Annotated in this window: 22 protein-coding genes; 18 read left to right on the top strand and 4 right to left on the bottom strand. The window is 64.0% G+C overall.

Going from position 1 to position 25,248, the window contains the following annotated elements; translation table 11 throughout:
- Positions 1–59 precede the first annotated feature (59 nt).
- The 15 genes from lepA (at position 60) to V5738_RS11345 (ending at position 14,218) form a co-directional block, all read left to right on the top strand.
- The gene (gene lepA, locus V5738_RS11415) at positions 60–1,859 is read left to right on the top strand and encodes a translation elongation factor 4 (protein ID WP_423820933.1); all 1,800 of its coding nucleotides are present in this window, start codon (positions 60–62) and stop codon (positions 1,857–1,859) included.
- A 171-nt stretch (positions 1,860–2,030) separates the two neighbouring features.
- Positions 2,031–2,813 (top strand): signal peptidase I, encoded by a 783-nt coding sequence (gene lepB, locus V5738_RS11410; RefSeq protein WP_423820932.1) that lies wholly within the window; start codon positions 2,031–2,033, stop codon positions 2,811–2,813.
- Positions 2,801–3,217 (top strand): DUF4845 domain-containing protein, encoded by a 417-nt coding sequence (locus V5738_RS11405; RefSeq protein WP_423820931.1) that lies wholly within the window; start codon positions 2,801–2,803, stop codon positions 3,215–3,217. Before lepB ends, V5738_RS11405 begins: the two co-directional genes overlap by 13 nt.
- Before the next feature lie 6 nt (positions 3,218–3,223).
- Positions 3,224–3,928: a ribonuclease III gene (gene rnc / locus V5738_RS11400; protein ID WP_423820930.1), complete on the top strand. Its 705-nt coding sequence runs from the start codon at positions 3,224–3,226 to the stop codon at positions 3,926–3,928.
- Positions 3,925–4,815 (top strand): GTPase Era, encoded by an 891-nt coding sequence (era, locus tag V5738_RS11395; RefSeq protein WP_423820929.1) that lies wholly within the window; start codon positions 3,925–3,927, stop codon positions 4,813–4,815. The genes rnc and era overlap by 4 nt, the downstream gene beginning before the upstream one ends.
- Positions 4,816–4,975: 160 nt before the next feature.
- On the top strand, positions 4,976–5,737 hold the full coding sequence (gene recO, locus V5738_RS11390; protein ID WP_423820928.1) for a DNA repair protein RecO: 762 nt from the start codon (positions 4,976–4,978) through the stop codon (positions 5,735–5,737).
- Complete coding sequence (locus V5738_RS11385; protein ID WP_423820927.1) at positions 5,734–6,498, top strand: pyridoxine 5'-phosphate synthase; 765 nt, start codon at positions 5,734–5,736, stop codon at positions 6,496–6,498. The genes recO and V5738_RS11385 overlap by 4 nt, the downstream gene beginning before the upstream one ends.
- A 265-nt stretch (positions 6,499–6,763) precedes the next feature.
- The gene (gene cysM, locus V5738_RS11380) at positions 6,764–7,660 is read left to right on the top strand and encodes a cysteine synthase CysM (RefSeq protein ID WP_423820926.1); all 897 of its coding nucleotides are present in this window, start codon (positions 6,764–6,766) and stop codon (positions 7,658–7,660) included.
- Positions 7,661–7,662: 2 nt separating this feature from the next.
- Positions 7,663–8,316 carry a hypothetical protein gene (locus tag V5738_RS11375; protein WP_423820925.1) on the top strand — a complete coding sequence of 218 codons (654 nt, stop codon included), beginning with the start codon at positions 7,663–7,665 and terminating at the stop codon, positions 8,314–8,316.
- On the top strand, positions 8,313–9,641 hold the full coding sequence (gene rlmD, locus V5738_RS11370) for a 23S rRNA (uracil(1939)-C(5))-methyltransferase RlmD (protein ID WP_423820924.1): 1,329 nt from the start codon (positions 8,313–8,315) through the stop codon (positions 9,639–9,641). The genes V5738_RS11375 and rlmD overlap by 4 nt, the downstream gene beginning before the upstream one ends.
- Before the next feature lie 10 nt (positions 9,642–9,651).
- On the top strand, positions 9,652–10,617 hold the full coding sequence (locus V5738_RS11365; protein ID WP_423820923.1) for a L,D-transpeptidase family protein: 966 nt from the start codon (positions 9,652–9,654) through the stop codon (positions 10,615–10,617).
- The gene (gene nagZ / locus V5738_RS11360; protein ID WP_423820922.1) at positions 10,610–11,644 is read left to right on the top strand and encodes a beta-N-acetylhexosaminidase; all 1,035 of its coding nucleotides are present in this window, start codon (positions 10,610–10,612) and stop codon (positions 11,642–11,644) included. The genes V5738_RS11365 and nagZ overlap by 8 nt, the downstream gene beginning before the upstream one ends.
- The gene (locus tag V5738_RS11355) at positions 11,644–12,882 is read left to right on the top strand and encodes a mechanosensitive ion channel family protein (protein WP_423820921.1); all 1,239 of its coding nucleotides are present in this window, start codon (positions 11,644–11,646) and stop codon (positions 12,880–12,882) included. The genes nagZ and V5738_RS11355 overlap by 1 nt, the downstream gene beginning before the upstream one ends.
- An 11-nt stretch (positions 12,883–12,893) precedes the next feature.
- On the top strand, positions 12,894–13,472 hold the full coding sequence (locus V5738_RS11350; protein ID WP_423820920.1) for a hypoxanthine-guanine phosphoribosyltransferase: 579 nt from the start codon (positions 12,894–12,896) through the stop codon (positions 13,470–13,472).
- On the top strand, positions 13,469–14,218 hold the full coding sequence (locus tag V5738_RS11345) for an S-methyl-5'-thioinosine phosphorylase (protein WP_423820919.1): 750 nt from the start codon (positions 13,469–13,471) through the stop codon (positions 14,216–14,218). Before V5738_RS11350 ends, V5738_RS11345 begins: the two co-directional genes overlap by 4 nt.
- A 618-nt stretch (positions 14,219–14,836) precedes the next feature.
- Here the strand turns inward: V5738_RS11345 and mfd are convergent.
- Genes mfd through V5738_RS11325 form a run of 4 tightly spaced genes read right to left on the bottom strand, consistent with a single transcriptional unit; the run spans position 14,837 to position 20,475 of the window.
- Complete coding sequence (mfd, locus tag V5738_RS11340) at positions 14,837–18,328, bottom strand: transcription-repair coupling factor (protein WP_423820918.1); 3,492 nt, start codon at positions 18,326–18,328, stop codon at positions 14,837–14,839.
- Positions 18,329–18,369: 41 nt separating this feature from the next.
- The gene (locus V5738_RS11335) at positions 18,370–19,254 is read right to left on the bottom strand and encodes a carbon-nitrogen hydrolase (RefSeq protein WP_423820917.1); all 885 of its coding nucleotides are present in this window, start codon (positions 19,252–19,254) and stop codon (positions 18,370–18,372) included.
- Positions 19,247–20,290, bottom strand: a complete 1,044-nt coding sequence (locus V5738_RS11330) for an agmatine deiminase family protein (RefSeq protein ID WP_423820916.1) — start codon at positions 20,288–20,290, stop codon at positions 19,247–19,249. The genes V5738_RS11335 and V5738_RS11330 overlap by 8 nt, the downstream gene beginning before the upstream one ends.
- Positions 20,287–20,475, bottom strand: coding sequence for a hypothetical protein (locus V5738_RS11325; RefSeq protein ID WP_423820915.1), 189 nt, complete (start codon positions 20,473–20,475; stop codon positions 20,287–20,289). The genes V5738_RS11330 and V5738_RS11325 overlap by 4 nt, the downstream gene beginning before the upstream one ends.
- A 272-nt stretch (positions 20,476–20,747) precedes the next feature.
- On the opposite strand from V5738_RS11325, the gene V5738_RS11320 reads away from it, so the two are divergent.
- The 3 genes from V5738_RS11320 to V5738_RS11310 all read left to right on the top strand — a co-directional run bounded on the left by V5738_RS11320 (position 20,748) and on the right by V5738_RS11310 (position 25,168).
- Positions 20,748–22,001, top strand: coding sequence for a lipoprotein-releasing ABC transporter permease subunit (locus V5738_RS11320; protein ID WP_423820914.1), 1,254 nt, complete (start codon positions 20,748–20,750; stop codon positions 21,999–22,001).
- A complete protein-coding gene (gene lolD, locus V5738_RS11315; protein ID WP_423820913.1) occupies positions 21,994–22,707 on the top strand; it encodes a lipoprotein-releasing ABC transporter ATP-binding protein LolD in 714 nt (237 codons plus the stop codon). The genes V5738_RS11320 and lolD overlap by 8 nt, the downstream gene beginning before the upstream one ends.
- 130 nt (positions 22,708–22,837) lie before the next feature.
- Positions 22,838–25,168, top strand: a complete 2,331-nt coding sequence (locus V5738_RS11310) for a DNA internalization-related competence protein ComEC/Rec2 (RefSeq protein ID WP_423820912.1) — start codon at positions 22,838–22,840, stop codon at positions 25,166–25,168.
- Positions 25,169–25,248 lie beyond the last annotated feature (80 nt).

Raw genomic sequence — 25,248 nt, 5'->3', positions numbered from 1 at the left:
CGTATCGCCCCGGTTGTCGCCGGGGCGATTGTTTTATGCCGGCCCGTGCCGAGACCGACATGCAGTCAAATATCCGCAACTTTTCGATCATCGCGCACATCGACCATGGCAAATCGACCCTGGCCGATCGCTTTATCCGGACCTGCAATGGTCTGACCGAGCGCGAGATGGCCGACCAGGTTCTCGATTCGATGGATCTGGAGCGCGAGCGCGGCATCACCATCAAGTCGCAGGCGGTTACGCTCGACTACACCGCGCTCGATGGGCAGGTCTATACGCTCAATTTCATCGACACGCCCGGCCATGTGGATTTCTCCTACGAAGTGTCGCGCTCGCTGTTCGCCTGCGAAGGCGCGCTATTGGTGGTCGATGCATCGCAGGGCGTAGAAGCCCAGAGCGTGGCGAACACCTATACGGCCATCGAGCAGGATCTGGAAGTCCTGCCAGTGCTCAATAAGATCGATCTGCCGGCTTCCGATCCGGATGGCGTGGCACAGCAGATCGAGGACGTGATCGGGATCGAGGCGACCGAGCGGCTGCTGGTGTCGGCCAAATCGGGCGAGGGCGTGACCGACGTGCTCGAAGCCATCATCCGACGCGTACCGGCCCCTGCTGGCGATCCGGAAGCGCCGTTGCAGGCGCTGATCATCGACTCCTGGTTCGACAACTATCTCGGCGTGGTATCGCTGGTGCGGATTCGCAACGGTCGCCTGGCCAAGGGCGATCGCATGAAGGTCATGTCGACCGAGCGCCAGTACGAGGTCGATGATGTCGGTATCTTTACGCCGAAGAAGAAATCGCGCGCGGCTCTCGAGGTCGGTGAGGTCGGTTACGTCATCGCGGGTATCAAGGACATTGATGGCGCCCCGGTTGGCGATACGCTGACCCATGCTCATGCGCCCTGTGCGGAGCGTGTGCCTGGCTTCAAGCAGGTCCAGCCGCGGGTATTCGCGGGTGTGTTCACCGTTAATTCCGATGAGTACGAAGACTTTCGCGATGCGCTGGCCAAGCTGCGCCTGAACGATTCCTCGCTGAACTACGAGCCGGAAACCTCGGCCGCACTTGGCTTTGGTTTCCGGATTGGCTTCCTCGGCATGCTGCACATGGAGATCGTGCAGGAACGGCTCGAGCGGGAATACGGTCTCGATCTGATCACCACCGCGCCGACCGTGGTCTATCAGGTGCTGACCCATGCCGGCGAGGAGTTGTCGATCTCCAACCCGCAGCAGCTGCCGCCGGCGGGTGAGATCGACGAGATTCGCGAGCCGATCATCAAGGCATCGATCCTGATGCCCCAGGAATATATCGGCCCGGTGATGCAGCTGTGCATGGAAAAGCGCGGCGTGCAGAAGAACATGGCCTATATGGGCAACTCGGTGCAGATGGATTTCGAGATACCGCTATCCGAGGTGGTGTTGGATTTCTTCGACCGTCTGAAATCGGTCTCGCGCGGTTTTGCGTCCTTCGAATACGATTTCGCGCGTTTCCAGGCGGCCGATTTGGTCCGGCTGGATGTACTGATCAACGGTGATGCCGTGGATGCATTGGCGCATATCGTGCATCGCGAGCAAGCCTACGACCGTGGCAAGGCGCTGGTCGAAAAGCTCAAGAATATCGTGCCCCGGCAGATGTTCGACGTAGCACTTCAGGCCACTGTCGGCACCCGCATCATCGCTCGTTCCACGGTCAAGGCAATGCGCAAGAACGTGACCGCGAAATGCTATGGCGGCGATGTCTCGCGTAAGCGCAAGCTGCTAGAAAAACAGAAAGAAGGCAAAAAGCGGATGAAGCAGCTCGGCAGCGTCGAGATTCCGCAGGAGGCCTTTCTCGCCGTACTGTCCACCGACGATAAGGACTAACGCTTCGTTGACGGGCGTTCGGTTGGCGGCGCGACCCGGGATTGGGGTTCGATGGGCTCGCTCGGCTACACTATGTCGGCTGTATCTCGTCTTATGTAGGAACAACCCGTTGGCGCCAGGCCCCGTGGTCTGCCAGCCGGTTGGGACCTGCGGCCCTGGAACTGCCTGTTCATGAGTTATCTCGGTATGAGCTTTGAAGCGATTCTGACCCTGCTATGCCTGATCACCGGCGTGGTCTGGCTTGCCGATCGCCTGGTCTTGTCCAAGCGGCGGGCCAAGGGCAGCGAGGGCAATTGGGCAGTGGAGCTGGCGCGCTCGTTCTTCCCTGTGCTGTTGGCAGTGCTGGTGCTGCGCTCGTTCGTTTTCGAGCCGTTCCGAATTCCGTCGAAATCCATGGTGCCAACGTTACTGGTCGGCGACTTCGTGCTGGTCTCTAAGTTTTCCTATGGCCTGCGCCTGCCGATCACGCATGCCAAAATTCTGGACACTAGTGAGCCAGAGCGCGGCGACGTGGCGGTATTCCGCTATCCGGTCAATCCGGATGAGGATTACATCAAGCGGATCATCGGCTTGCCGGGCGATAAGATCACGTATCGCGATGAACAGCTGTACGTCAACGGTAAACCGGTGCCACGCAAAGAGCTCGGCCTCTACGATGGTCCCGATGCCGATGTATACGACCAGATGCAGTTATTTATGGAGCGTCTGCCCGGTGCTGAACCGCATAAGATGCTGCATGTCGTCGGGCGCCAGGGCCCGCAGGTCATCAATGTGACCGTACCCGAAGGTAAATATTTCGCGATGGGAGATAATCGCGACAACAGCTCCGATTCCCGTATTTGGGGCTTCGTGCCTGAGCGCAACCTGGTCGGCAAGGCGTTCATGATCTGGTTCAGTATGGATTTCTCGGATCTCGATCCACGCTTTTCGCGAATCGGCACATGGCTACGATAAACCAACAGCGATCCGCCCTTGCGCGTCTGCCACGACGCCAGCGCGGCCTATCGCTCATATCCGGGTTGTATGTCCTGATGACCCTCGCCGCGATCGCGTTGATCGCGATCCGTAGCGTGCCGGTGTATCTCAACGATCGAGATATCCAGAACGCACTCGAGGACGTCGCCCACAATCCGGCCCTGCAGAATGCCGATCCGATCCAAATCAAGCGGGCGATCGGCAAGCATTTCAACGCCGGCTATGCCAGCGGCGTGTCCGCTAAGGACGTGCATATCTTCAACGATGGCGCCACGCGCCGCTTGGAACTGCATTACCAGGTACGGCGGCCGCTGGTGGCCAACGTAGGCCTGGTTTACAGCTTCGATGACGTGGCCCGCATGCAGGCCGGCGGCGGGGGCTGAGCCGCGATGAGCGTCTCGGAATCGGTCAACCGCGCCCAGGCACGAGCCGCGCTCGAAGAGCGTCTTGGATATACCTTCGCCGATCGAAGTCTGTTGGCGCTGGCGTTGACCCATCGCAGCGCCGGGCCGAACCATAACGAACGCCTGGAATTTCTGGGCGACGGCGTACTCAACTTCGTGATCGCCGCCGAGCTGTTCGAGCGCAAGCCGGAGGCGCCCGAGGGCGATCTGTCTCGGCTGCGGGCGGCCCTGGTCCGCGAGCCGACGCTGGCGACGATTGCCGATGAACTCGGTCTGGGCGATCTGTTGGTGCTGGGCCCCGGCGAAACCCGGACCGGCAGCCGGCGACGGGCCTCGATCCGGGCGGATACGGTGGAAGCAGTGCTCGGTGCGATCTACTGCGATGCCGGTTTTGCCACCACCCGGGAGGTGATCCTAGCGCTGTATCGCGGGCGTCTGGCGGAGCTGCCGACCGCGGACAGCGTCAAGGATGCCAAGACCCGGCTGCAGGAATGGCTGCAGGCTCGTTCCCGGGCTCGCCCCGAGTACGACGTGGTCAGCATAAGCGGTGCCGATCATAACCAACATTTCGTGGCCCGCTGCCGGCTGGCCGACACCGGCGACGCGGTCGAAGGCGAGGGCGGTGGTCGCCGCAAAGCCGAACAGGACGCCGCCAAACGCATGCTCGAACGCCTGGATAACCAAACATGAGCGAATCCTCTCTGAGAAGCGGCATGGTAGCCCTGGTGGGCCGCCCGAATGTCGGCAAATCCACACTGGTCAATGCATTGGTCGGCGAAAAGGTCTCGATCGTCACGCCCAAGCCGCAGACCACGCGGCATCGCATCATCGGCGTGCTCACCCGTGAGAATGTCCAGATTGCACTGGTCGACACCCCGGGTCTGCATACCGCTCAGAAAACTGCGCTGAACCGGGTGATGAACGAAACCGCGGTCGCTAGCCTGGCTGGCATTGATGTCGTGCTGTTCGTGGTCGAGGCCGGTCAGTGGCGCGAGGACGACGCAGCGGCCCTGGCGCGCCTATCCAAGCTATCGACCCCGGTCGGGCTGGTGGTCAACAAAGTCGATCGGGTGCCCGACAAACGCGAGCTGCTGCCGTTCATGGAAGCGATGAACGAGCGTCGGGCTTTCGATTTCGTGGTGCCGGTTTCGGCCCAGCGCGCGGACAATCTTGAAGCGCTGGTGGGCGAATGCAGCGCGCGTATGCCGGAAGGCCCATATCTGTTTCCGGAAGACGAATATACCGATCGCAACATGCGTTTTCTGGCCGCCGAAACGGTGCGCGAAAAACTCATGATGCAGCTCCAGCAGGAGTTGCCGTATTCGATCGCTATTGAGATCGAGCGCTTCGATACGTCGGGCGAGCAGATCGAAATCCATGCCTGCATCTGGGTCTCGCGCGACAGTCACAAGTCGATCGTGATCGGGCGCAGTGGGGCGATGCTCAAAAAGATCGGCCGTGCAGCCCGCCTGGATCTGGTCGAGCGGCTTGGCCAGCGCGTGGATCTACGGCTGTGGGTCAAGGTGCGCGACAACTGGATCGACTCCGAAGCCAGCGTGCGCGATCTGGGCCACTAAGACGGCGGGGCGGCCGGATGATGCGCGCCAATGCGCCGCGGCGCCGAGCGCGCTGCGACAGGACAGGCGATAAGGATGGGCCGGCGGCGTTGGCCCAGCGCGGGCCCGAGTGTGCCGCGCGGCATGGTCTCGTGCCCCTGCGCTGGGTCGATCGCCGCTGATGCGCGTCGAACTCGAGCGCGCGATCGTGCTGCATCGTCGGGCCTGGCGCGATACCAGCCTTATTCTGGAGGCATTTTCCCGCGAGCACGGTCGGATTGCGGCGATCGCTAAAGGCGCGCGTCGGGCACGCTCGCGCTGGCGCGGTCTGCTCGAGCCGCTGTCGGTGGTAGATCTGTCCTGGTCGGGTCGGGGCGAGCTATACACAGTGAGCGGCGTAGAATATGTGCGCGGGCATGCGTTGTCGGGCAATGCGCTCATGGGCGGGTTGTACGCGGCCGAGCTGGTGATGCGCCTGACCGCCCGCGATGATCCGCATGCTCGTGTTCACGACAGCCTGGCGGCGCTACTGGCCGCCATGTCCGACGGTGCCCCGGCGATCGTGGGTCTGCGTTTTTTCGAGCGCGACCTGCTGGATGAACTCGGCTATGGCCTAGATCTGGCCGCGACCGAGGCTGGCGAGGCGGTGACCCCAGGACGAGTCTATGCCTATCATCCCGACACTGGACTGCGCCAGGCAGTCGCCCGAGTCGATCGCGGCGAGGTCGCGGTTTCGGGCGAGACATTGGTGGGCCTGATCGAAGGCCGGTTCGCGCAGCGAAGTGCAGTACGCGAGGCGCGCGATTTGATGCAGGCCGCTTTGGCCCCGCATCTCGGCGATAAGCCGTTAAAATCCGTGCAAACCCTGCAGGCCATGCAGCAGTTTGCTGCCGACAGCCGACCCGGCGCGCGCGGCAGTACCGACACAGGAGATTCCCAATGACCGCCAGTAGCGATGTACAGCCCTCGGATATGCGCCTGGGCGTGAACGTCGATCATGTCGCCACCCTGCGCCAGGCACGTGGTACGACCTATCCGGATGTGGCCGAAGCCGCCCGCAAGGCGATCGCGGCCGGCGCGGACAGCATCACCGTGCATCTGCGGGAGGACCGGCGGCATATCCAGGATAGCGATGTCGAAACCCTGAGCGCGGCCGGCGAGGTGCCAGTCAATCTGGAAATGGCGCTGACCGATGAAATGATCGACATCGCGCTCCGGACCAAGCCGCGCGATTGCTGTCTCGTGCCGGAGTCGCGCGAGGAGCTGACTACCGAAGGCGGGCTGGATATCGTCGGCCAGCGCGAGCGCGTCCGCGAAGGACTCGACACGCTCTACGGCGCCGGCATCAATGCCGCGCTGTTCATCGATCCGGACATCGAACAGATCGATGCGGCTGCTGAGGCCGGGGCGCGCTGCATCGAACTGCATACCGGGGCCTATGCCGATGCCAGCGATGAGGGCGAACGCGAGCGCGAACTCGAGCGTATCCAGAACGCCGCTGCGCATGCCGCGTCCCTACACATCGAGGTGCATGCCGGTCACGGGCTGCATGTCGACAACGTCGGTGCGATCGCCGAGATCGGCCCTATCGTCGAACTCAACATTGGCCATGCGCTGATCGCCCAAGCGGTTTTCCTCGGTATCGGTGAAGCCGTGCGCGAAATGCGCGCTGCGATCGAGACCGCCCGACGCAAGCTGCATTGATCCAGACGCCCGGGCCTTTGAACTATTGGCTAGGGCGTGTTGAGCTTTTGTCTAAGCGCCACGTTGCCCGGCTCGCTCGAAAGCAGCGAGCCGGAGCGTTACCGACGTTGGACCTCGGGCGGCGCGGCGCCCGGCTGCCGAATGACCGCGTGGTGCGGATTATGTGTTGTGGGCTCGCAAGCGATGCGCGGCGTCGACTCGTACGAAACTTCAGCATGCCTTGAGACTTCTTAAGCCACGGCTGCGCGACTGCTAGACTCTCGTCATGAAAAGCTATCCGACGCTACAGAACTACGTGGGCGGCACTCCGCTGACCCAGCTCCAACGCCTGCCGGGGCCGACGTCCAATACGCTTCTGGCCAAGCTCGAGGGCAATAATCCAGCGGGTTCGGTCAAGGACCGGCCAGCGTTTTCTATGATCCGGCGCGCCGCCGAGCGTGGCGATATCAAACCGGGCGATACGCTGATCGAGGCCACCAGCGGCAACACCGGCATCGCGCTGGCGATGGTGGCCGCCATGGAAGGCTACAAGATGCGCCTGCTGATGCCGGAGAACATGAGCGAGGAACGGCGTGCCTCGATGCGGGCCTACGGCGCCGAGATCGTTTCGGTCTCGGAATCCGAAGGCATGGAAGGCGCGCGCGATCTGGCCCAGCAGATGGCCGACGACGGCGAAGGACATCTGCTCAATCAGTTCGCCAATCCGGATAACCCGCGGGCCCACTACGAAACCACCGGGCCCGAGATTTGGGAGGCCACCGGCGGCCGGCTCACCCACTTCGTGGCCACCATGGGCACGACCGGCACCATCATGGGCTGCTCGCGCTATCTCAAGGAACAGAATCCGGATATCCAGATCATCGGTGTACAACCGGCCGGCGAATCCAAGATTCCCGGTATCCGGCGCTGGCCGGAGGCCTATCTGCCGGAGATCTTCGAGCCCGAGCGTGTCGATCGGGTGATCGATGTTGAACAGGCCGATGCCGAGAACACCATGAAGCGCATGGCCCGCGAAGAAGGCATTTTCGCCGGCCCCTCCTCGGGCGGCAGTGTTTATGCCGCGCTGGCCACGGCGGCCGAGGTCGATAACGCCACCATCGCCATGATCATCTGCGACCGGGGCGATCGTTACCTGTCGACCGGCGTTTACGACAAGCCGTGACCATGCGAGCCGTCGTACTGGCCAGCGCCACGGCACTCGATGTCGCGGCGGCCCGGCGTCTGGCCGACTACGGCGATCTCGATGACGCCGGGGTCGCACGGGCCCTGGAACAGGTGCATATGCAGCGCTGGGGACGCCGCGACCTGCCCGGCCATCTGCGCCAGATCGATGCTCTGGCTGCGATCGTGATCGATCAGGGACAGGTGCAACAACTCGCGCCGGCCCCGGCGGTCGACGAGGCTGCCTTGCTTGCGCAACTATTCGCGCACTGGCCCGAGAGCCGGGCCGATGCGCCGGTGGCGCTGGTTGACTGGGGCGGGGGAGCGCAGTCGTTGCTGAGGGCCCGCGCGCTCGCCCACGAACAGCCGCTGCCACATGGTTTCGAACAGGCCGAGGCCTGTGGGCTGGCTGAAAAGGCCGCGCCGGTTGCGGCCGGCCATCCGGCGCCGGCCGAGTTGATCGAGGCCGAGTGCCTGCAGCTGTTGGCGGACTGGCGGCCGCTGGCAGACGAGGAGCCCGGCTCACTGAATGCGTTGGCGATCGCCCGCGGTCGGCTGTGGCTGCGCTGGCAGTATTGCCACGGCGCGATCGACGCCGAGTACCGAACAATGCTGGACAACCAATTGCAATCACTCAACCCGGGAGCGGGCGCATGAGCCGGCGTCGCAGGCGTCGCCGTATCGAACACGGCGTGGTCGATATCACCGATCTGGCCAGCAATGCCCGCGGGGTGGGTCATGTCGATGGCAAGGCCATCTTCGTGGCCGATACGCTGCCCGGCGAGCGCGCGCTCTACAAGCCGGTCAAGGTCAAGCGCGAATATGAGCAGGCCGAAATGGCCACGCTGTTCTCGGCGGCGCCCGAGCGAGTGACGCCGCGCTGTGCGCACTTCGGCCTCTGCGGCGGCTGTGCACTCCAACATGCCTCACCCGAGGCTCAGGTCGAATTCAAGCAGCGCCAGTTGATCGATGCGCTCGAGCGTGTCGGCCATGTCAGCCCGGAGCGGATTCTGGCGCCGTTGATCGCCGAGCGCTGGGGCTATCGACGCCGGGCCCGGCTCGGGGTCAAGCATGTGCCGAAAAAAGGCGGCACGCTGGTGGGTTTTCGCGAGCGCGGCGCGCCGTTCATCGCCCAGCTGAGCCGTTGTGAGGTGCTGGTGCCCGACGTTGGCGATCGGCTGCTCGAGATCGCACGTATGATCGATACGCTATCGATTCGCGCGGCGATCCCGCAGATCGAGGTGGCCGCCGGCGACAATGTCACGGCGTTGGTGTTTCGTGTACTCGAGACACCTACCGAGGCCGACCGGGCCGCGCTGGCCGAGTTCGCGGACAGCAGCGGCTTCGAGATCTATCTGCAGCCCGGCAACGAAGATACGATCGCGCCGCTGGGTGCCAGCGCCACGTCGTTGTACTACGAACTGCCTGTCTTCGATGCCCGGCTGTATTTCCAGCCCAATGATTTCGTGCAGATCCATGGCGGCATCAATAGGCTGATGGTCGATGCCGCGCTGGCCGAGCTGGATGTTCAGCCCGAGGATACGGTCCTGGAATTGTTTTCCGGGCTGGGGAATTTCTCGGTGCCACTGGCCCGGCAGGCACGAGAAGTGATCACGGTCGAGGGTGAGAACGGTCTGGTCGAACGGGCACGCGACAACGCCCGCGTCAACGGCGCGGATAACGTCACCGCCCATGTCGACAATCTGTTCGAGCCCGAGCAGACGCCGGCTTGGCGGCCGAAGCAGGCCGACAAGGTGCTGCTCGATCCGCCGCGTTCCGGCGCGGCCGAGGTGATCGGGCATGTAGCGGCCACCGGCGCGGCCCGGATTGTCTATTGTTCCTGTCATCCGGCCACGCTGGCCCGCGACGCCGAAATGCTGGTCCGCGATCACGGTTATCGGCTGGTCGCTGCCGGCGTCATGGATATGTTTCCCCATACCGCGCATATCGAATCGATGGCGGTTTTCGAGCGTACAACCTAGACCTACCGCTATGGCACTCGAGATCGAACGTAAATTCCTGGTAGCCGACGAGCGCTGGCGTGAGGCGGCCCATGCCAGCCAGCATTTTGCCCAGGGCTATCTCAATGCCAGTGGCAAGGCCTCGGTGCGGGTCCGGATCGAGGACGGGACCGCCAATCTGAATATCAAAGCTGCCCAAGTCGGCAGTGCCCGTGCTGAATACGAGTATGCGATCCCGCTGGATGAAGCCCGGGAGATTCTAGACAACCTCTCGTTGACCATGCCGGTGGAAAAAACCCGCTACTGGGTGCTGCATGCCGGCCATACCTGGGAGATCGATGTCTTCGAAGGCGCGAACGCGCCGCTGATAGTGGCCGAGATCGAGCTCGACGACCCCGAGGCCGAGTTCGAGCATCCGCCCTGGCTGGGGGCCGAGATCACGGACGACGTGCGTTATTACAACCACGCGCTGGCCTTCCATCCGTATAACGAGTGGGCCGCCAACGCGAGCCCGGCGATGTCGATCGATATTGATCTGCCGAGCCAGGCGTTGATACTGCGCGATTGCGACGGCGAAGCCGTCGAACGCTATCCGGTCGCCACCGCAGTCAACGGCGGTGGCGAATTCGAAGGCAGCAACCAGACGCCGCGCGGCCAGCACATCGTGCGCGCCAAGATCGGCGCCGGTCTGCCGGCCGATACTGTGTTCTCCGCACGCCGTCCGACCGGCGAACGTTACTCGCCGGAACTGGCCGAAGCCGAGCGCGACCGGGACTGGGTTCTGGCGCGCATTCTGTGGCTGTCGGGCACCGAACGCGGCCATAACCGGCTCGGGGCGGTGGACACCATGCGTCGTTTCATCTACATCCATGGCGTGCCGGACAGTGTGCCGATGGGCAAACCGTCTTCTCGCGGCTGTATTCGCATGCATACCGCAGACGTGATCGATCTGTTCGATCGCATTCCAATCGGCACCCGCGTGATGATCCATGATTGAAATGAGTGCCCCCGGGCCGCTGCTGGTCGACATCGAAGGCACCGAACTGACTGCTGCCGATCGCCAACTGCTCGGCGATCCGGCGGTCGGCGGGGTAATCCTGTTTACGCGTAACTACCGTAATCCTCAACAGTTGTTTGCGCTGACCGAGGCCATGCGCGCGGCACGGCCGAATCTGTTGATCGTGGCCGACTACGAAGGCGGGCGCGTACAGCGCTTTCGCGATGGCTTTACGCCGATCCCGCCGATGCAGTCCCTGGGTCGGGTTTGGCTCGAGGATCCGGCGGCTGCGCGCTCGGCGGCGGCCGAACTGGCATGGCTGGTCGCCATGGAGTTGGCCGATGTCGGTATCGACATGCCGCTGGCGCCGGTGGCTGATCTCGACTACGGCAACTCCGAGGTGATCGGCAGCCGTGCCTTCGGCGAAGCGCCGGCCGCGGTCGCCGAGCTGGCCATTGTATTTGCTCGTGCCCTGGCGGAAGCTGGCAGTCCGGCCACGGCCAAGCATTTTCCCGGGCATGGTTATGTAGTCGCCGACTCGCATGCCGAGCTGCCGGTCGATGAGCGCCCAATCGAGGCATTGGCTGAGGACTGGGCCCCGTTCGCCGACCTTATCGACCAAGGCGTGGCTTCGGTGATGATGGCGCATGTGCGGTATCCGGCGGTGGATGATCGGCCGGCGAGCCTGTCGAAACTTTGGATCGAGGATATCCTGCGCGCCCAGCTCGGCTTTGCTGGCTGTGTTTTCTGTGACGATCTGAGCATGGGCGCGGCTGCCTCGCTGGGCGACTATGCCGAGCGCGTACGGGCTGCGCTGGATGCCGGCTGCGATTATCTGCCGGTCTGCAACGATCGTGAGGCGGCGCTGGCTGCCTGTGCCACGGTGGCCGGCTGCGATGCAGATCGCGGTACGTCTCGACGCCAGGCGCTGCAGGCACGGGTCGCGCCCCGGCCGCGCGTCGCCGACGACGAACGACGGCGGCAGGCGGCCCGCGAAACCGCCGCCCAGTTGATGGGGGCTGCCTGATGCAGCTCGTGCAGACTTATCAGGACTTCATGTCCCAATATCTGTCGCTGCGCGACGAATGGGGCACGGCCATCGATGTCGGCGTCATCCTGGTGATTACCGGGGTGCTCGATCTGAGCACTCGAGCGTTTTTCGCCTGGCTGCACCGCAAGGTGACCTCGACCCATAAGCTATGGGACGATGCGCTGTATCGCAGCCTGAACGGACCGCTCCAGGCGCTGTTCTGGATCGCCGGGCTGTCGATCGCGATCATCGTTGGTACCTCGCCGGATCATTCCTGGCGTGATTATCTGCCCAAGGTACGGCATGTTCTGATCACGCTGACCGTGCTGTGGTTCTGTTTTCGTCTGATCGGCACGATCGAAAAGAACGCCTTGGCTCGGGCGGCCCAGGAGCACGACAAGCTCGATGCGACCACGGCCGACGCCATCGCCAAGCTGATCCGGGCGGCGACGTTGATCATCGTGGGTCTGATCCTGCTGGATCAGTTCGGCGTTTCGCCTTCGGGGCTACTGGCGTTTTCCGGGGTCGGCGGCATCGCAGTCGGTTTCGCTGCGCGCGATGTGCTGGCCAATATTTTCGGCGGTGCGACGGTATATTTGAATCGGCCGTTTTCGGTCGGCGACTGGATCCGCTCGCCGGATCGCGATATCGAAGGCACGGTCGAGTCGATCGGCTGGCGTGCGACCACCGTGCGACGCTTCGACATGCGCCCGCTGTATGTGCCCAACGCCGTGTTTTCCAACGTGGCGCTCGAAAATCCGTCGCGCATGAGTCATCGTTTGATCAGCGAAACGGTCGGTATTCGTTACGAAGATGCCGCGGTGGTGCCGGATATCGTCGAAGATATCCGCTCGATGCTCACCGACGACGAGAACATCGATGCCGATCAGGTGATCCTGACTTATCTCGATTCGCTCGGGGCCTCGGCGCTCAACCTGTTGGTGTACTGCTATACCCGAACCACCGACTGGGCCGAGTATCTGGCGGTCAAGCAAGGCGTTTTGCAGCGGGTCCAAGATACGATCCGCGAGCACGGCGCGGCGATCGCCTTCCCGACCACCGAGATTCAGGTGCCGGGCCAACTCGTGGTGGCGCGCGCTGCGCCGGAAGACGAGTCGGACGAGCAGGACGAGATCGACAGCGACAAAGTGGACTCCGAGCAGAAACGGGCCGTGGCTCGCGAACAAGCCAGCGCCCGGGGCTCGGTCGGGCCGGATGATGCCGGCGAAAGCTAGAAAGGAAGATGATGAGCGGTTTCGACCGAGAGCGTTACGAAGAAGCCAAGGCCGTCTATGCGCATGCCGACTGCGTGATTGCCGAAGACGAGATCAATCGAGCCTACGATCGCATGGCCGCCGAAGTGACCCGCGATCTGGCCGAACTCGATCCGGTGGTCATGTGTGTAATGCTCGGCGGCCTGCAGGCCACGGCCGAGCTGGGCAAGCGCCTGGCTTTTCCGTTTGAGCTGGATTACCTGCACGCCACGCGCTATCGCGGCGAGACCGCCGGCGGTGAACTGGTATGGAAGGTCAGCCCGGGGCTGCGTCTGGCCGACCGGCACGTACTGATCGTCGATGACATCATCGACGAAGGCCATACCCTGGCGGCCATTCTGGAGGCAATTCGTGGTCAGGGCGTGGCCTCGGTCCGCACCGCGACCTTGTTGCTCAAAGAGCATGACCGACGGGCGCCAGGCCTGAATGCCGATTACGTCGGCTGCCACGTCGAGGATCGCTATGTCTTCGGCGCGGGTATGGATTACAAAGGATATTTCCGGCAGTTGACCGGTGTCTGGGCGATCGGCCGCGAGCACGACTCGGCATGAGCTCGCCGATCGGCATTATCGGTGGCACAGCGCTGGCCGAGCTCGCCGGGGTCAGCCCGCAACACGCGCCGCTGGTGCCAGACACGGCCTACGGGGCACCGTCTGGGCCACTGGTGCGCGGCGGGTTCGCTGGCCGCGAGGTTTGTTTTTTGATGCGCCACGGGCGCGGGCATCGCATCGCCCCGCATGCCATCAACTACCGCGCCAACATCCGGGCTCTGGCCGATGCCGGCTGTCGGCAGGTGATCGCGATCGCAGCCGTTGGCGGCATTACCGAAGCCATGCGTCCAGGGCGGATCGTGATCCCCGATCAGCTGATCGATTACAGCTGGGGCCGGGTTCATACCTTCTACGACGATCCGGCCGAAGGCGGCCTCGATCATATCGATTTCACCGAGCCGTATACGCCGCGTCTGCGCGAGGCGCTACTGGGTGCGGCTCGCGATCTGGACATGGCGCCGGCTGCGCCGGCCGTCTACGGCGTCACTCAGGGCCCGCGTCTCGAAACCCCGGCCGAGATCAATCGCATGGAGCGCGACGGCTGCGATCTGGTCGGCATGACCGGTATGCCGGAGGCCGGGCTGGCGCGCGAAGCCGGCCTGGACTATGCCTGTGCCGCGGTGATCGTGAACAAGGCGGCCGGCCGTACCGGCGGCCTGGCGATCCATGCCGAGATCGAAGCGACTCTGGCCCAGGGCATGCGCGATATCGAAAGCCTGCTGGAAGCGGTGGTGCCCCAGCTGTAAGCCATGCCTGGCGCGTTCGGCGCTCCTCGCGAGAGCGCTTATAAGGACTGTTAGTGGCGTAGGTTGAGGGGGGCCGCATGCTCGCGAACGTATAGCACGGCGGCATGCTGCCGGGGCGCGTCTAGTCAATCTGCGTGCTGAACTCGGCAACAGCAGGTGGTACGGCGCCACTGTTCAGCAGCCCACGAATTCGAACCGATGGCCCAGTGGTGCTGAACTCGGCGGGCTTAGACGATATGCGCCGCTGCGGTCGGTGACGCCCGTACAGCCAGGCCGCCGATCATGGCCGTACGAGGGCGGCACAGCGCGTGCGCTCGCCGTAACCATGCACACCCAGGCGTGCAGCGCTGATGTGATCGTCGTCCCTACCTCATGCCTGTGGCCTACGAAGCTTAAAGCCGTGTTGCTGCGCGGTAGGCTTACGCCGGCCGAGGCCCCGGAGTAGTAGAAAGACAAGGCTCTGGCGTATCGAGCGGCTCGACAGCGCCGGCGGAACGATGCTGCCGGACGACTGCCTCACCCGGCCGGCGCCCTGTGGATGCTGTCGACCGATCGCGCAACAGCGCGTGGCGCGCCATGCCCGACCCGATGGGCCGGGCAATGACACGACGACGGGGGTTAGGCAGAAACCGCTTCTTCGGCTTCATTGACGCGCGGCGCGCCAAGTTTTTCCATCAGCTCGGCGATCCGGGTCACCCGGGTGGCGACATCCGGCATGTCACGGAAGAACACCAGCTTGGAATCGCCTTCCAGTCGATACGCCTTGGGATCGGCCTGAACCAAAGTAATCAGCATCCCCGGGTCGACCTTGCTGGCCTTGCCGAAATGCAGCCGGCCGACGTCCGGCCCGGCTTCGATCTTGGCCAGCGACAGCGCGGCGGCTTGCAGCTTGAGCGCGGTCGCCGCGAACAGGTTTTCGGTCGGCTCGGGCAGCAGCCCGAAGCGGTCGATCAACTCGACCTTGAGCTGGCGTAGGGCATCGGCATCCTTGGCCGCGCTGATGCGCTTGTAGAGCACCAGCCGCATATGCACGTCCGGAATGTAATCTTCCGGCAGCAGGGCGGTCACGCCCAGCTCGACCTCGGTCGAACCCATCAGCTCGTCGGCATCGGCTTCTGGCACTTCGCCGCGCTTGTAGGCGGCTACTGCACGATCGAGCATCTGGCGATACAGATCGAAGCCGATCTCCTGGATCTGGCCGGACTGGCCTTCGCCGAGCAACTCGCCGGCGCCGCGGATTTCTAGATCGTGGGTGGCCAGGGCAAAGCCGGCGCCCAGATCGTGTAGCGAGGCCAGGGCATCGAGCCGTTTCTGGGCGTCTGCGGTCATCGACGATTCTTCCGGCGTCAGCAGATAGGCATAGGCTCGGTGATGGGAACGCCCGACCCGGCCGCGCAGCTGATGCAGCTGGGCGAGGCCGAATGTATCGGCCCGATCGATGATGATGGTGTTCGCGCTCGGGACGTCGATGCCGGATTCCACGATGGTGGTGCACAGCAGAATATCGAAGCGGCGATGATAGAAATCCAGCATCACGTCTTCGAGCTCGCGCTCGTGCATCTGGCCGTGGGCGATGCGGATTCGGGCCTCGGGTAATAGTTCGGCCAAATCCGCGGCCCTGCGCTCGATATCCTTGACCTTGTTATGCAGATAGTAGATCTGGCCGCCGCGGCGCATTTCACGGCGCGCGGCTTCCTGAATCAGCACGCCATCGTATTTCGATACGAAGGTCTCGATCGCCAGCCGCGATTCCGGCGGCGTGGCGATGATCGACAGATCACGCAGGCCCGACAGGCTCATATTGAGCGTGCGCGGGATCGGGGTCGCAGTCATGGTCAGCAGATCGACCTGGGCCCGCAGGCTCTTGATCCGTTCCTTGTGACGTACGCCGAAGCGATGTTCTTCGTCGACGATCAGCAGGCCGAGCTTCTTGAAGCGGATATCCTTGGCCAGCAGCCGATGGGTGCCGATCACGATATCGATCTTGCCCTCGGCCATCTCCTCGAGCATGGTGTCGCGCTGCTTGCTCGTACGCATGCGCGACAGGGCACCGATGCGTACCGGCCAGTCGGCGAACCGATCGGAAAAGCTCTGGTAGTGCTGTTGGGCGAGCAGCGTGGTCGGTACCAGCACCGCGATCTGGTAACCGGAGGATACGGCGACGAACGCCGAGCGCAGGGCTACCTCGGTCTTGCCAAAACCGACATCGCCGCAGACCACTCGATCCATCGGTGTGGCTCGGGCCAGATCAGCCATGACTTCGTCGATGGCGCGCTGCTGGTCCGGGGTTTCCTCGAACGGGAAATCGGCCGAGAAGCGCGCGTAGTCGTCTTCGTCGGGCTGCATCGCCACGCCCTGACGCGATTCGCGCTTGGCCTGGATCTCCAACAGATCGGCTGCGGTGTCGCGGGCTTTTTCGGCGGCTTTCTTGCGCGCCTTGGACCAGCGATCGTTACCCAGCCGGTGCAGCGGTGCGGTATCGGCATCGCCGCCGGTAAAGCGGTGCACCAGATGCAGTGAGGCAACCGGCACGTACAGCAGGTCGCCGCCGGCGTATTCGATGGTAACGAATTCGTTTTCGACCCCGCCGGCCGAGAGCTTGATCAGGCCCTGGTAGCGACCGACACCGTTATCCTGATGGACCACCGGCGCCCCGGGGGCGAGATCGGTCAGCTCGCGGATCGCGGTTTCCGGATCGCGAACTTCGCGGCGCCGGCGCTTCTTGGCCGGTGGTCGGGCGCCGGTCAGTTGGTTTTCGGCGACGATCGCCAGGCCGTCGGCGGCCAATACGCAGCCGGCTTCCAGCGGCGCGGCCGTTACTGCGATCCGTTTGTTCTGGCCGAGAAATGCCTGCCAGCCTTCGACCCGAGCCGGGGCCATGCCGAGCTGGGTGAGCCAGTCGCGCATCGCTTCGCGGCGGCCGGCCGAGTCGCCGGTGATCAACACGCGGCCGTCGAATTCCTCGAAAAATGCCTGCAGGGCACGGCCGGTTGCGGCCACGTCGGCGCCGGCGAGTTTCGGCGTCGGCCCGGCTTCGAAGGCCACGTCGCCGGATTGGTCGTCGGCGATGCGCGCAGCACTTCGGCTATCGAATGCGGCTTTTAAAGTCGCCGGATTCACGAACGCCTCGGCTGGCGGCAGAATCGGCCGTTCCGGGTTGACGCTGCGTTGTTCGTAGCGGCTCTCGATTGCCTGCCAGGCGTTGTCCAGTGCGCCTGCGACATCGCCGAGCTCGATCACGGCTGTCTCGGTCGGCAGGTAGTCGGTCAGTGTGGCTGTATCGTCGAAAAACAGCGGCAGATAGGATTCAATGCCGCCCGGCGGGATACCGCGGGAGACATCGCGATAGATCGCGCTGGCGCCCGGGTCACCATCGAAGCGCCGGCGATAGCGTTGCCGGAATGCCTTGATCGCGTCTTCGTCGAGCGGGAATTCGCGGGCCGGCAGTAGCCGGATCGACCCGATCTTGTCGGTCGAGCGCTGGGTCTCCGGGTCGAACGCCCTGATGGTCTCGATCTCATCGTCGAACAGATCCAGCCGGTAGGGCTGTTCGGAGCCGGTCGGATACAAATCCATGACCGCACCACGGATCGCGAACTCGCCGTGGGTGCGTACCTCGGAGACCGCAGCATAGCCGGCGGCCTCGAGTCGTTCGCGCAGGGCATGAAAATCCAGCTGTTGGCCGGTCTCAAACGCCATCGCTCGGCCATCGACAAAGCTCGCTGGGGGCAGTGGCTGCAGCAGCGTATCGGCCGCCACGATCAGGATGCCGCGACCCATAGCCGGAAGGCCGAGCAGTAGCGCCAGCCGCTGCGAGACGATATCCGCATGCGGCGAGAACACGTCGTAGGGCAGGGTTTCCCAATCCGGGAAATGATGGATTGGCACATCCTCGGCGGCGAAGAACCGGAGTTCTTCTTCTAGCCGATAGGCCCGATGTTCGTCGGCGACCACGGCCACGAGCAAGGCCTCGCGCTGGGCCGCGGCGCTGGCCAGTGCGAGCGCGGCCGAGCAGCCGGCTAAATGCGACCAGCGGTCGGCGTCGCCTGGGGTCAGAGCCGGGGGCGTAAGCGGACTGTATGCAGTGATGTCGGTTGTATTGACTGCCATGAGAGGGCGCAGATTATTGCACAGGGCGGCCGGCGCGGCGACTAATCGCGATAGCGCCGGGTCAGATCGTCGAAGGCGTCGATACGCCGGTCGCGGAAGAAGGGCCAGATACGACGCAGCGTCTCGGTGCGATGCAGGTCGAGTTCGGCCTGCAGCAATTCGGCCTTATCACCGGCCTCGGCCAAGGTTTCGCCTTGCGGGCCATACACGAAACTATGTCCCCAGAAACGAATCTCGGTGCCGGCCTCGCCTTCGACGCCGACTCGGTTCGAGGTGATCACCGGCAGATGGTTGGCGATTGCATGGCCACGCTGCACTCCTTGCCAGGCCGCGAGCTGGCGGGCCTGTTCGGCGCCGTCGTCGGTGGCATCGTCCCAGCCGATCGCCGAGGGGTAGATCAGCAGCTCGGCGCCGGCCAGGGCCATCAGCCGGGCGGCCTCCGGGTACCACTGATCCCAGCACACCAATACACCGAGCCGGCCGATCGAGGTATCGATCGGCTCAAACCCCAGATCGCCCGGGGTAAAATAGTATTTTTCGTAGTATTCCGGGTCGTCCGGGATATGCATCTTGCGATAGCGCCCGGCCAGTTTGCCGTCGGCATCCAGCACCACTGCGGTATTGTGATACAGCCCGGGCGCGCGGCGTTCGAACAGGGAGGCGATGACCACTACGCCGGCGGCCTTTGCGGCCGCGGCCAGACGTTCGGTCGATGGGCCAGGGATGGCTTCTGCGTAGTCGAAGACCGCCGGATCCTCGCGCTGGCAGAAATAGGGGGTGTTGTGCAGCTCGGGCAGCAGCACCAGGCGCGCGCCTGCGGCGCCGGCGCGGGCGATATAGTCTTCGGCGGTGGCCAGATTGATGCTCGGTTCGGGCGTGCAGGGGTACTGGCCGATCGCGACCTTGAGCAGGTTCGAATCAGTCATGGCTTGGCTCCGCGGGAATTTGCATCGCTGCACAGTGCAGACCGCCGTGTTGGCGGATCAAGGCACGGCTGTCGATCGGGATGAGCTCGCGATCGGGAAAGCAGTGGCCGATGATTTGGGCCGCGATACGATCGGCTGGATCGTTGAAGGCCGGTACTAGCACACAGCCATTGGCGATCAGGAAATTGGCATAGCCAGCCGGCAGGCGATGCCCGTCGTCCGGATCGTACTGTGGCGCCGGCAGAGGCAGCTCCAAAAGCTTATAGGGTTGCCCATCGCGATCACGCAGCGCCGCTAGCTCGCCGGCCATCGCCGTGAGTTCGGCATGGTGGGCATCGGCCGGGTCGTCGCAGCCTTGATGCACGATGGTGTCGGCAGCCACGAAACGCGCCAGAGTATCGATATGGCCGTCGGTATCGTCGCCGATCAAATTGCCGCGGGCCAGCCAGAGTATGTGTTCGGCACCCAGGCTTTCGGCGAGGGTGGCCTCGGCGCGGGCACGGTCGAAGTCGGGGTTTCGGTTATCGCCGAGCAGGCAGCGCTCGGTGGTCAGGATGGTGTCGGCGCCGTTGGTTTCGATGCTGCCGCCTTCCAGGATGGTCTCGCTGCGTTCGAGAGCCCCTGCACCCAGTGCGCCGGCCGCATACAGTGCCGCCGTGAGCGCGTCGTCGCCTGCGGCATAGAACTTGCCGCCCCAGCCATCGAAACGGAAATCGATAAAGCAGCGCCGCCCGTGGTCGACGACGGTGATCGGGCCGGTATCGCGGGCCCAGATATCGTTGGCGGGTATCTTGCACACGCGCAGTCGCTCGTGCGGCAGACGGTCAGCGCCGCGCCGGGCTTGGATGTCGGCGATCGATTCGTCGTCTGGTGCGACCAGTACCACGGGTTGAAAACGCGCTACGGCATGGGCCATTGCGGCTATCGCTTCACGGGCCGGTTCGAGCCCGGAACCCCAGTCACCGCCGGCGCGGGGCCAGACCAGCAGGGTAGCGCGCTGGGGCGCCCATTCGGGCGGGAGATGGCGTACGGTCATGGGCGGCGATCCAGTCGGTGAACAGGAGCGATCGGTTCCGGGGCGGACGGTATCACGGTATGAATGACCTGCTGGTTTTCGAAGTAGACGTGAAAGCCGGCATAGTCCCAGCGCGTGATCGGCGGTTGACCGACCGGGCCGCGGACCAAAGCCGGGGTGCCGTGGGCCTGACGCACTTCGGTCATTCGTTGCCCGCGGCGGGGTGTTTCGGCAGCTGCCTTTGACCGGCCGATCGGCGCCGCGGTGCGTGGGGCGGCATCGACGGCGGCGTAGTCGTCATGGGCGTAATCGTCAGCCCAGGCGAAGCCTGCCACCATACTGGTCACACACCAAAGCGTTGCGACGTGAACTATTCGAAGGTGAGATGTTCTTAGCCACATGTTCAAGCTCGATACCCACCCGTGGCCGGCGATTTGTCGCTGTGCCGATCGCAATCTGTGTGATTTAATGCTCGGCCATGTTTAGACCGCTCGAACTGGCCCTAGGGCTACGCTATACGCGGGCCAAGCGCCGCAATCATTTTATATCGTTCATCTCATCGATATCGATGGGCGGGATCGCGCTCGCCGTGATGTTGCTGATTACGGTGCTGTCGGTGATGAACGGCTTTGAATCGGAGCTACGCGACCGGATTCTGGGTATGGCTGCCCACGTCGAGATCCAGTCGTCCAACGGCGCTCTGCAGGGATGGCAGGATCTGCGCCGCGAGGTCGATCAGAAAATGCCTGAGCAGGTGCTTGGTGCAGCGCCCTATATCAGTGGCCAGGCGATGGTGCGCAGCGGCCGCTCGATTTCGGGCACGCTGCTGCGTGGGGTGGTGCCCGGGCGCGAAAAAGACGTTTCGGATGTCGCCGACAATATGGTCGCGGGTTCGTTTTCCTCGCTCAAGGGCGGCGACTACAACATCGTGCTTGGGGTGGATCTGGCCAATCAGCTCGGTGTGGGGATCGGCGACAACATCGATCTGTTGATTCCCGAGGCCAATGTCACACCGGCCGGGATCATGCCGCGCTTCCGCCGGTTCCATGTCTCCGGGGTGTTTTCGGTCGGCATGTACGAATACGACAGCGGCCTGGTGCTGATTTCGATGAAGGATGCGGCCACGCTGTATCACATGGGCAGCGGCGTGACCGGGCTGCGGCTGCGACTCGACGATATGTTCAAGGCCCCGCAGATCTCGCGCCAGCTCTCGCAGAGCCTACCGTATCGTTATCGGGTCACCGACTGGACTCAGCAGAACGCCAATTTCTTCCACGCGGTCGCGACCGAGAAGACGATGATGTTCATCATTCTGTCGCTGATCATCGCAGTCGCGGCATTCAATATCGTGTCGATGCTGGTGATGGTGGTCACCGACAAGCAGGGCGATATCGCGATCCTGCGTACGCTGGGCATGAAACCGAAATCGGTGATGGCGATCTTCATGGTCCAGGGCATGCTGATCGGCGTGATCGGCACCGTGATCGGCGTGGTACTGGGCGTGCTGTTGTCGGTGAACATGGTCGATATCGTGCCGTTCGTGGAAAAGATTCTGCATACCAACCTGTTCTCGGCGGATGTTTACTACATCAGCCAGCTCAAGGGTGAACTGCACGAATCCGATGTGCTCCGAATTTCCGGGCTGGCGCTGTTGCTGTCGTTCCTGTCGACGTTGTATCCAGCCTGGCGGGCGGCGCGCGTCCAGCCGGCGGAGGCGCTGCGCTATGAGTAGTACCGACGACGCATCGCTCGTGCTATCGGCCAAGTCGCTGACCAAGACGTTCACCGAAGTCCGGGAGCCGATCACGGTGCTCGACGGGGTCGATCTGGATGTCGCCCCCGGGGCGCGCATCGCGGTGATCGGGGCCTCCGGTTCCGGTAAGTCGACGTTGCTGCATCTGCTTGGCGGTCTGGATGTGCCCACCGAGGGCACGGTGCAGATCGCCGGTCAGGATATGACGCGTCTGTCGGATGCTGCCCGCGGCCGGCTGCGTAACGAAAAGCTCGGCTTTATCTACCAGTTCCATCATCTGCTGCCGGAATTGACCACGGTCGAGAACGTGGCCATGCCATTGTTGTTGCGGCGCGGGTCCAACAAGCCGGCACTGGATGCCGCGCGCGAACTGCTGGAAAAAGTCGGCTTGGGCCAGCGCCTGGAACATAAGCCGACCGAACTGTCCGGCGGTGAGCGTCAGCGGGCCGCGGTGGCGCGGGCGCTGGTCACACGCCCGGCGGCGATTCTGGCCGACGAGCCGACCGGTAATCTCGACCATCGCACCGCATCGAGCGTGTTCGACCTGATGCTCGAGCTCAATGCCGATTTGGATACCAGCTTGGTGATGGTGACCCACGATCGCCAGCTGGCCCAGCGCATGGACCAGATCTGGACGCTCACCGATGGCCGACTGGCCCCAGCCGATCTCGCCGAACTGAGTTAATCGCCGGCGTCGGGCCGGCCGTCGAGGCGCGCATCGCCCGGCGGGCTACGCCTGGCATCAGCGCCCCCGCGCGGCTAAGCTCGAATCATGCCGGGTCCCGAGCCGATCCCCGGCGTAGCGCCGGGGGGATATGCAGCAGGGGCGATTTCGTGGCCGGGTTATAGGCCGACTCCAGACCCGAACTCAGGACTGGGTTCGGGTCTCGGCCCGTGGCCTCGAGGATGTGCGCTGGATCGCTCTGGCGTCGGTCGCCATGGTCAGCCTGCTGTATCAGTTGCCGGTGTTGCCCGGACTCGGCTGGTTCCTGATCCCGCTTTGTCTTTGCCTGAAACGCTTCCCGGGGCGTGTCTGGGTGGCGGCGGTCTGTATTGTTGCTGCCTGGAGCGTGGTTCAAGCCCAGCAGCAGTTAGCGGATCGATTGCCGGTGAACGCCGATGGCGAGCGCGTCTGGGTGACCGGGCGTGTGGTGGGCCTGCCCGAGCCCGGGCCGTATCGCACCCGCTTCGAGTTCGATTCCACCCATCCGTCTCGGCATCTGCGTTTGTCATGGTATCGCGATGCACCTGAGCTGGCGGCCGGCGACTGCCTGACGCTCAAGGTGAAACTGTCGACGCCGCATGGTTCGGCGAATCCGGGCGGGTTCGATTATAGCGCCTGGCTATGGCGCCAGGGGATCGATGCGACTGGCTATGTGCGTGCGACCAAGCCCTGTAATCGGCCGCCTCAGTGGCGACTCGACCGGCTGCGGGCCGCTGCGCTGGCGCGATTGTCGCCGGTGCTTGCGGACAGCCCGGTTCGCGGCCTGCTCGAAGCGTTGTCGCTGGGCGTGCGTACGCATATCACCGACGACCAATGGGCAACCCTGCGGGCAACAGGCACGACCCATCTAGTAGCGATCTCCGGGCTACATATCGGTCTCGTGGCGGGCTGGCTGTTCGTGCTGGCGCGCTGGCTGGCCCTGCGTAGCCCGGTGTTTCGTTCGGCCCGACGGATTGCCGCGGCGGTAGCCATCGTCGGTGCGCTGGCTTATGCCGGGCTGGCTGGCTGGGCGCTACCGACCCAGCGGGCGGTGATCATGGTAGTGGCGGCGATGCTCGCGCTCGTTTTCGAACGTCGGATCTCGGCCGGGCAGGCGTTGGCCTGGGCGGCGCTGGCGGTTTTGATCTGGCACCCGCCGGCGGTGATCGCGCCGGGTTTCTGGCTGTCCTTCGGCGCGGTCGCCTGGTTGATCGGCATCGCCGCGCTGGTGCGCGGCCCCTGGTGGCGCAAAGCGCTAGCCTGCCATCTCGGGCTGGTGATCGCCTTGCTGCCATTGACGCTCTGGTTTTTCGGTCAGGCGTCGTTGGCGGCGCCGTGGGTGAATGCACTGCTGATTCCGCTGGCTGGCATCGTGGTGCCTATCGTTTTGCTCGCGGTCGGCGCTGCATTAATTGCGCCTGTGGCAGGGGGCTGGGCGCTGGGCCAGGTCGCTGCCGCGCTCGCTGCGGTTTGGCCAGGGCTGGCCGAACTCGCGCAGTGGCCGGTGATCTCGTTCGGGCATGTGCTGACCGGGCCGGTCATGCTGCTATTGGCGCTGGCGGGCATGATCGTACTGGCGGCGCCGGTTCCCTGGCGTCTGCGCGGGCTCGGCGTGATTTTCTTGTTGCCGGCGATGATCGGTTGGTCACCGGGGAGGCAGCCGATCCGGCCCGGCGATTTCCGTGTCACCGTTCTGGACGTCGGGCAGGGGCTGGCCAGCGTGGTACGTACGGCGCGCCATACCCTGATTTTCGATGCCGGGCCGGCTTATCGCACCGGCTTCGATGCTGGGGCCATGATCGTGGTGCCGTATCTGCGCCAGGTCGGCCGCGGATCGGTGGATCGGCTCATGATCAGCCATGGCGATATGGATCATATTGGCGGGGCCGGGGCAATCACGGCCGCGCTGCCGGTTGGACGGCGTAGCGGCGCCGGGAGTCGTGAGCCCTGTCGCGCCGGCGAGCATTGGCACTGGGACGGGGTCGATTTCGATGTCCTGTATCCGGCGGCGGCAGACGCCGCCTCTGCGGACAGTAGCAACGAGCGTTCCTGCGTGCTGCGGATCCATAGCGGCTGGGCCAGCGCGTTGTTCACCGGCGATATCGAGGCGCCGGGCGAGCACCAACTCGTTCAGTACAGCGGTGCCGGACTCGCCAGCGACATACTGGTGGTGCCGCACCACGGCAGTGCCAGCTCGTCTTCGCCGGCGTTGATCGATACCGTCGCACCGCACGCGGCGTTGATCTCGTCAGGTTGGCACAACCGCTGGGGCTTTCCGAGGCCGGTGGTCACGGCGCGCTATCATGCCCGCGGTATCGCGCTGTTCAATACTGCCAACAGTGGGGCGCTGACGGTGATCTGGCCGCAGCCGCATCGCCCGCTCGTGGCGCGCTGGCGACGACAGCATCCGCGTTTCTGGCAGCAGCCGGTCCCCGGCGGGTAGCCCCGTGTCGACTGCATGATTATCATGCGCGTGCACGGCAGGCGCTGTGCAGCGGACATGGCGGGCGGCGAGCAGGCGCC

Source organism: Salinisphaera sp. SPP-AMP-43, assembly GCF_049568105.1.
Classification (GTDB): domain Bacteria; phylum Pseudomonadota; class Gammaproteobacteria; order Nevskiales; family Salinisphaeraceae; genus Salinisphaera.
The sequence above is the reverse complement of the archived record's forward strand: the minus strand, read 5'-3'. Positions and strand labels throughout refer to the sequence as shown.